Source organism: Nocardia lijiangensis NBRC 108240 (assembly GCF_001613045.1).
In the GTDB taxonomy this organism is placed as follows: Bacteria; Actinomycetota; Actinomycetes; order Mycobacteriales; family Mycobacteriaceae; genus Nocardia; species Nocardia lijiangensis.
On sequence record NZ_BDBP01000030.1, the window covers coordinates 91955 to 98187 of the forward strand.

The 6233-nt window shown below is 70.0% G+C and carries 6 protein-coding genes; 4 read left to right on the forward strand and 2 right to left on the reverse strand.

Annotation, left to right across the window (positions count from 1 at the left end; genetic code table 11):
• Window positions 1-131 precede the first annotated feature (131 nt).
• Together NL1_RS12280 and NL1_RS12285 are read right to left on the reverse strand one after the other, a co-directional pair.
• Window positions 132-932 carry an SDR family oxidoreductase gene (locus NL1_RS12280; protein WP_067838140.1) on the reverse strand — a complete coding sequence of 267 codons (801 nt, stop codon included), beginning with the start codon at window positions 930-932 and terminating at the stop codon, window positions 132-134.
• Window positions 929-2122, reverse strand: a complete 1194-nt coding sequence (locus tag NL1_RS12285) for an acyl-CoA dehydrogenase family protein (RefSeq protein ID WP_067838144.1) — start codon at window positions 2120-2122, stop codon at window positions 929-931. Before NL1_RS12285 ends, NL1_RS12280 begins: the two co-directional genes overlap by 4 nt.
• A gap of 77 nt (window positions 2123-2199) precedes the next feature.
• On the opposite strand from NL1_RS12285, the gene NL1_RS12290 reads away from it, so the two are divergent.
• From NL1_RS12290 to NL1_RS12305, 4 genes are all read left to right on the forward strand, one after another.
• A complete protein-coding gene (locus NL1_RS12290) occupies window positions 2200-3759 on the forward strand; it encodes a FadD3 family acyl-CoA ligase (RefSeq protein WP_281180817.1) in 1560 nt (519 codons plus the stop codon).
• Window positions 3759-4679 carry an enoyl-CoA hydratase gene (locus NL1_RS12295; protein ID WP_067838150.1) on the forward strand — a complete coding sequence of 307 codons (921 nt, stop codon included), beginning with the start codon at window positions 3759-3761 and terminating at the stop codon, window positions 4677-4679. The genes NL1_RS12290 and NL1_RS12295 overlap by 1 nt, the downstream gene beginning before the upstream one ends.
• The gene (locus NL1_RS12300; RefSeq protein ID WP_067838153.1) at window positions 4679-5821 is read left to right on the forward strand and encodes an acyl-CoA dehydrogenase family protein; all 1143 of its coding nucleotides are present in this window, start codon (window positions 4679-4681) and stop codon (window positions 5819-5821) included. The genes NL1_RS12295 and NL1_RS12300 overlap by 1 nt, the downstream gene beginning before the upstream one ends.
• Window positions 5818-6233: acyl-CoA dehydrogenase family protein (locus NL1_RS12305; RefSeq protein ID WP_162272721.1), on the forward strand; the 416-nt coding region annotated here is incomplete at its 3' end. The genes NL1_RS12300 and NL1_RS12305, both read left to right, overlap by 4 nt.

Here is a 6233-nt window from a genome sequence, read left to right on the forward strand (position 1 = left end):
GAGAATTGCGGGATCCGTCCATCCCCAGCATGGCACACCCCGGCCCCCTTCGCGTCACCCTTTTTCACCTGATCGGGCGCCCATTCCCGGGGACGGAAACGGACGCCCGAAGGCGATCTCATTCGGGCGCCTCAGGCCCGCTGGCTGCTCACCGAGACGACCTCACCGGTGAGGTAGCTGGTGTAGTCGCTGGCCAGCATGGCGATGGTCGCGGCGACCTCCCAAGGCTCCGCCGCGCGGCCGAACGCCTCCTGCCGGGAGAGCTGGTCCAACAGCTCGGTGGAACTGACCTTGTCGAGGAACGCGTGCCGCGCGATGCTCGGCGCGACGGCATTGATCCGCACGCCGAGTTCGGCGGCCTCGACCGCGCTGCACCTGGTCAGCGCCATCACACCGGCCTTGGCCGCGGCGTAGTGCGCCTGGCCGTACTGCGCGCGCCAGCCGAGGACGCTGGCGTTGTTCACGATGACGCCGCCGTGGCCCGCCGAACGGAAGTAGGCCAGCGCGGCGCGGGTGCAGCGGAAGGTGCCGTTGAGCGTGATGTCCAGGACGCGGTCCCACTGCTCGTCGGTCATGTCGACGACCGGCGTCTCACCGCCGAGGCCCGCGTTGTTGACCATGATGTCGATGCGGCCGAGCGCCTCCGCCGCGCCGCGAACCAGCGCGTCGACCTGCTCGGTGCTCTGCACGTCGCAGGCGATCGCGGCGACCCGGCGCTCCGGGAACTCGCCCTTCAGCTCGACCTCGGTCTCGGCCAGCCTGCGCTCGTGCCAATCGGAGACGACCACGTCGGCGCCCTCGGCGAGCAGCCTGCGCGCGGTGGCCGATCCGATACCGGTCCCGGCGGCCGCGGTGACGACGGCGACGCGTCCGGTCAGCAGGCCGTGCCCGCCGACGGGCTCAGGGGCGACCGACAGGGGCCGCGCCGTCACGGCCGGGCCTCGCGCGGCAAGCCGAGCACGCGCTCGGAGATGATGTTGCGCTGCACTTCGTTCGAACCTCCGTAGATGGTGTCGGCGCGGGTGAACAGATACAGCCGCTGCCATTCGTTGAGATCGTCGTCCTCGTCGGCCACCAAGCCGCGCGCGCCGAGCACGGCCATGGCGAGTTCGCCGAGACCGCGGTGCCAGTTGGCCCAGAGCAGCTTGGCGACCGAGGCCTGTCCGCCATCGTCCACGCCGGTGCCTTCCATGGTGCGCAGGGCGTGCGCGCGCAGCACCCGCAGACCCACCCAAGCCCGGTCGATCCGGTCGGCGATGAGCGGGTCGTCGGCCGCGCCGACGCGGCGGGCCAGCGCCTCGACGTCGGCGAGTTCCCTGGCGAAGCGGATCTGCTGGCCGAGGGTGGAGATGCCGCGCTCGAAGGTCAGCGTGCCCATCGCGATGCGCCAGCCGTCGCCCGGCGCGCCGACGACCAGGTCGGCGGCGGTGCGGGCGTCGTCGAAGAAGACCTCGTTGAATTCCGAGGTTCCGGTGAGCTGGATGATCGGGCGCACCTCGATACCCGGCTGCTTCATGGGAACCAGCAGGTAGGACAGGCCCTTGTGGCGGGAGGAGCCCTTCTCGGTGCGGGCGACCACGAAGCACCAGTCGGCCACGTGGGCCAGCGAGGTCCAGATCTTCTGGCCGTTGATGGACCACTCGTCGCCGTCGAGGTGCGCGGCGGTGCTGATGGCGGCCAGGTCCGAGCCAGCGCCCGGTTCCGAATAGCCCTGGCACCACAGCTCGGTGACGTTGCGGATGCCGGGCAAGAAACGGTCCTTCTGCGCCTGGGTGCCGAAGGCCAGCACGGTCGGGCCGAGCAGCTCCTCCCCCACGTGCGAGACCCGCGCGGGCGCGTTGGCCTTGGCGTACTCCTCATGGAAGATCACCTGCTGGCGCACGGTGGCCTCGCGACCGCCGTACTCCTTGGGCCAGCCCAGGCAGGTCCACCCGGACGCGGCCAGGTGCCGGTCCCAGGCCAGGCGCTCGTCGAACGCCTCGTGCTCGCGGCCTGGACCGCCTAGTCCGCGCAGTTCGCGGAATTCTCCGTTGAGATTCTCGGCCAGCCATTCCCGCACTTCGGCGGAAAACCGCGCGTCCTGTGCGGCAGTGTCGGAATCTGAGGTCTGGATCGCAACCACGCCGGTAGGATAACCTACCAAGCACTTGCTTTGTAGAGTGCATGCATAAGTACTCGCGTGAACGGTGAGGAACACCCGTGACAACCCCTGCACAAACGACACCGATGGCCCTGCACGATGCCGCGCGGACGTTCGGTGCCGCCCCCGCACTGGCCGACGGCGACGCCCGTCTCGACTGGACCCAGCTGCTGGCCGCGGTCCAGCAGACGGCGCGTGCGCTGATCGCACGCGGCGTGCAGTCCGGCGACCGGGTGGCCATGTGGGCGCCGAACACCCAGCACTGGGTGATCGCCGCGCTGGCCGCCCACTACGCGGGCGCGGCGCTGGTGCCGCTGAACACTCGCTACGTCGCCGACGAGGCCGCGGACGTGCTGTCCAGGGTCGACGCGAAGGCGCTGTTCATCGCGGGCGCCTTCCTCGGCCGCGACCGCCTGGCGGAATTGCGGGCAGCCGCGCCCGAATTGGCCATTCCCACCATCGTGGTGATTCCCGTGGAGCCGGGCGGCGAGACGACGAGCACCGACGCGGCCGTGCTGAACTGGTCCGATCTCGCGGTGATCGCCGAGACCGTCCCGGTCGAGGACGCCGAGAAGCGCGCCGCCGCGGTGGACGCCGAGGACATCTCCGACATCCTGTTCACCTCCGGCACCACCGGCCGCAGCAAGGGCACGCTCGTCGCGCACCGGCAGGCGCTGTCGGTGGTGCGCGCGTGGGCCGAGTGCACCACGCTGAACAGCGACGACCGCTACCTCGTCGTCAGCCCGTTCTTCCACAACTTCGGCTACAAGGCGGGCATCCTCGCCTGCCTGGTCACCGGCGCGACGATCGTTCCGCAGGCCACCTTCGACGTGCCGCAGACGATGCGGCTGGTCGGCCAGGAGAAGATCACCGTGCTGCCCGGCCCGCCGACGATCTACCAGACGATCCTGGATTTCCCTGACCGCGACTCCTACGACCTGAGCACCCTGCGGGTGGCCGTCACCGGCGCCGCGACCGTGCCGGTCGTCCTCGTCGAGCGGATGCGTTCCGAGCTCGAATTCGCCGTCGTCATCACGGGTTACGGCCTGTCGGAGGCGGCCGGGTTCGGCACCATGTGCCGCGCCGACGACGACGCCGAGACCATCGCAACCACCTGCGGCAGGCCGATCGCCGGCTTCGAGCTGACGCTCAGCGACGCGGGCGAGGTGCTGCTGCGCGGCCCCAACGTCATGCTCGGCTACCTGGACGATCCGCAGAGCACCGCCGAAACCATCGACGCCGAGGGCTGGCTGCACACCGGCGACATCGGCACGCTCGACGAGCGCGGCTACCTCCGGATCACGGACCGGCTCAAGGACATGTACATCTCCGGCGGCTTCAACGTCTATCCGGCCGAGATCGAGCAGGCGCTGGCCCGGCTCGACGGCGTGGCCGAGTCGGCGGTCGTCGGCGTGCCCGACACCAGGATGGGCGAGGTGGGCAAGGCCTACGTGGTGCGCAAGCCCGGCTCGCCGCTGACCGAGGACCAGGTGCTCGCCCACGCCACCACTGTGCTGGCCAATTTCAAGGTGCCGCGCTTCGTCGAATTCCGCGACCAGCTGCCCTACAGCGCCGCCGGGAAAGTGCTCAAGCGTCAACTACGTGAGGAGAAGTCGTAATGCCAGACCAACCCGCTGCGGAGCGCTCAGACGAACCACAGCACGGCTCGGTGCCGGACGAAGGTGAGGTCGTCACCTACGAGCGGCGCGGCCGGGTCGCGATCGTCACGATGAACCGGCCCGACTACCGCAACGCGCAGAACTCGGTGATGACCTACGCGCTCGACGCCGCCTTCCAACGCGCCGTCGAGGACGACGAGGTCGGCGTGATCGTGTTGGCGGGCAACGGCAAACACTTCAGCGCCGGACACGACATCGGCACGCCCGGCCGCGACCACCACGTGCGCTACGAGAACAAGGCCACGCTGTGGTGGGACCACGTCGACAAGCAGGGCGGCGATCAACGGTTCGCCAGGGAGTCCGAGGTGTACCTCGGCATGTGCCGCCGCTGGCGAGAGATCCCCAAGCCGACCATCGCCATGGTGCAGGGCGCCTGCATCGCGGGCGGGCTCATGCTGGCCTGGGTGTGCGATCTGATCGTCGCCTCCGACGACACGTTCTTCTCCGATCCCGTGGTGCGCATGGGCATTCCGGGCGTGGAGTACTTCGCGCACCCGTGGGTGATGGGACCGCGCGCGGCCAAGGAGTTCCTGTTCACCGGCGACCGCTTCGGTGCGGCGCAGGCCAAGGAATGGGGGATGGTCAACCGGGTGGTCCCGCGCGCCGAGCTGGAGGCCGAGACCATGGCGCTGGCCGAGAAGATCGGAACCATGCCGCGTTTCGGCCTCGCGCTCACCAAGAAGGCGGTCAACCAGGCCGAGGACCTGATGGGCATGCGCACCGGCATGGACTCGGTCTTCGGTTTGCACCACTTCGCGCACGCGCACAACGCCGAGGTCGGCGCGGACTCACTGGGGGGCATGAATGCCAAGACGATGAAGGCCAGTGCGAGCACGGCCGAACAGAACGGGACGACGTAGTGGATCTGGATCTGGACCAGGCGACCCAGGAATTCCAGCGGGAGGTCCGCGAATTCCTGGCCGCCGAGAAACCCTCGGCACCACTGCCTTCGATGGACACGAAGGCCGGGTTCGAGGCGCACCGCGACTGGGAGCGCAAACTGGCCGACGCGCGGCTGTCGGTCGTCGCCTGGCCGGAGGAGTACGGCGGGCGCGACGCCTCGCTGCTGGAATGGGTGCTTTTCGAGCAGGAGTACTACGCCGCCGGTGCGCCGGGGCGGGTCAGCCAGAACGGCATCTTCCTGCTGGCGCCGACGTTGTTCGAGCACGGCACCCCCGAGCAGCTCGACCGCATCATGCCGCGCATGGCGCGCGCCGACGACATCTGGGCGCAGGCCTGGTCGGAGCCCGAGGCGGGCAGCGACCTGGCGGGCATCCGGTCGACCGCGCGGCGCACCGAGGGCGGCTGGCTGCTCAGCGGGCAGAAGACGTGGAGCTCGCGGGCGGCGTTCGCGGACTGGGCCTTCGGCCTGTTCCGCAGCGATCCGGAGGCGGAGCGGCACAAGGGCCTCACGTACGTGATGTTCCCGCTCACCGCCGACGGTGTCTCGGTGCGGCCGATCCCGCAGCTCGACGGTGAACCCGGCTTCGCCGAGATCTTCCTCGACGACGTCTTCGTGCCGGACCGCGACGTGATCGGCGCGCCGGGCGAGGGCTGGCGGGTGGCCATGAGCACCTCGAGCAACGAGCGCGGTCTCTCGCTGCGCAGTCCGGGCCGGTTCAGCGCGACCGCGCGACGGCTCGTCGACCTGTGGCTGGACAGCGGCGACCGCACCAACACCGCCCAGCGCGACGCCGTGGTCGACGCGTGGATCGGCAGCGAGGCCTACCGCCTGCACACCTTCGGCACCGTCACCCGGTTGAACGAGGGCGGCAAGCTCGGCGCGGAATCCTCGATCACCAAGGTGTTCTGGTCCGAACTCGACATCGCCATGCACGAGACCGCGCTGGATGTGCTCGGTGCGGCCGCCGAGCGGTCCGGACCGTGGACCGACGGCTACCTGTTCTCGCTGTCCGGCCCGATCTACGCGGGCACCAACGAGATCCAGCGCAACATCATCGCCGAGCGCATCCTCGGCCTACCGAGAGGGAACGGCCGATGAGATTCGCGCTGAGTCCGGAACAGATCGATTTCGCCGCGAGCGTGCGCAAGCTGCTGGACGCCGGGCGCACGCCCGCCGCGGTGCGGGCCTGGGCGAAGGACGACTCGCTGCCAGGCCGCACGCTGATCCAGCAGCTGGCAGGCGCGGGCGTGCTCGGCCTCGCGGTCGACGAAGCGTACGGCGGTGTCGGCGCGGAGCCGATCGACCTCGTCGTCGCGTTCGTGGAAATCGGCCGGTCCGCCGCGCCGGGACCGCTTGTCGAGACGGCCGCCGCGATCCCCGTTCTGCTCCAGTCGCTTCCGGATTCCGCGGCGGCCGAGCGCTGGCTGCCCGGGCTCGCCGAGGGCACCGCGCTCGGCACGGTCGCCTTCGCCACCCCCGGCGTGGATCCGATCGCGCTGGACGCCGATGT

Bases quoted from the DNA above. Each gene is read 5' to 3' on its own strand.
- NL1_RS12295 (WP_067838150.1), top strand. From the start codon at position 3,759: ATGCCAGACCAACCCGCTGCGGAGCGCTCAGACGAACCACAGCACGGC.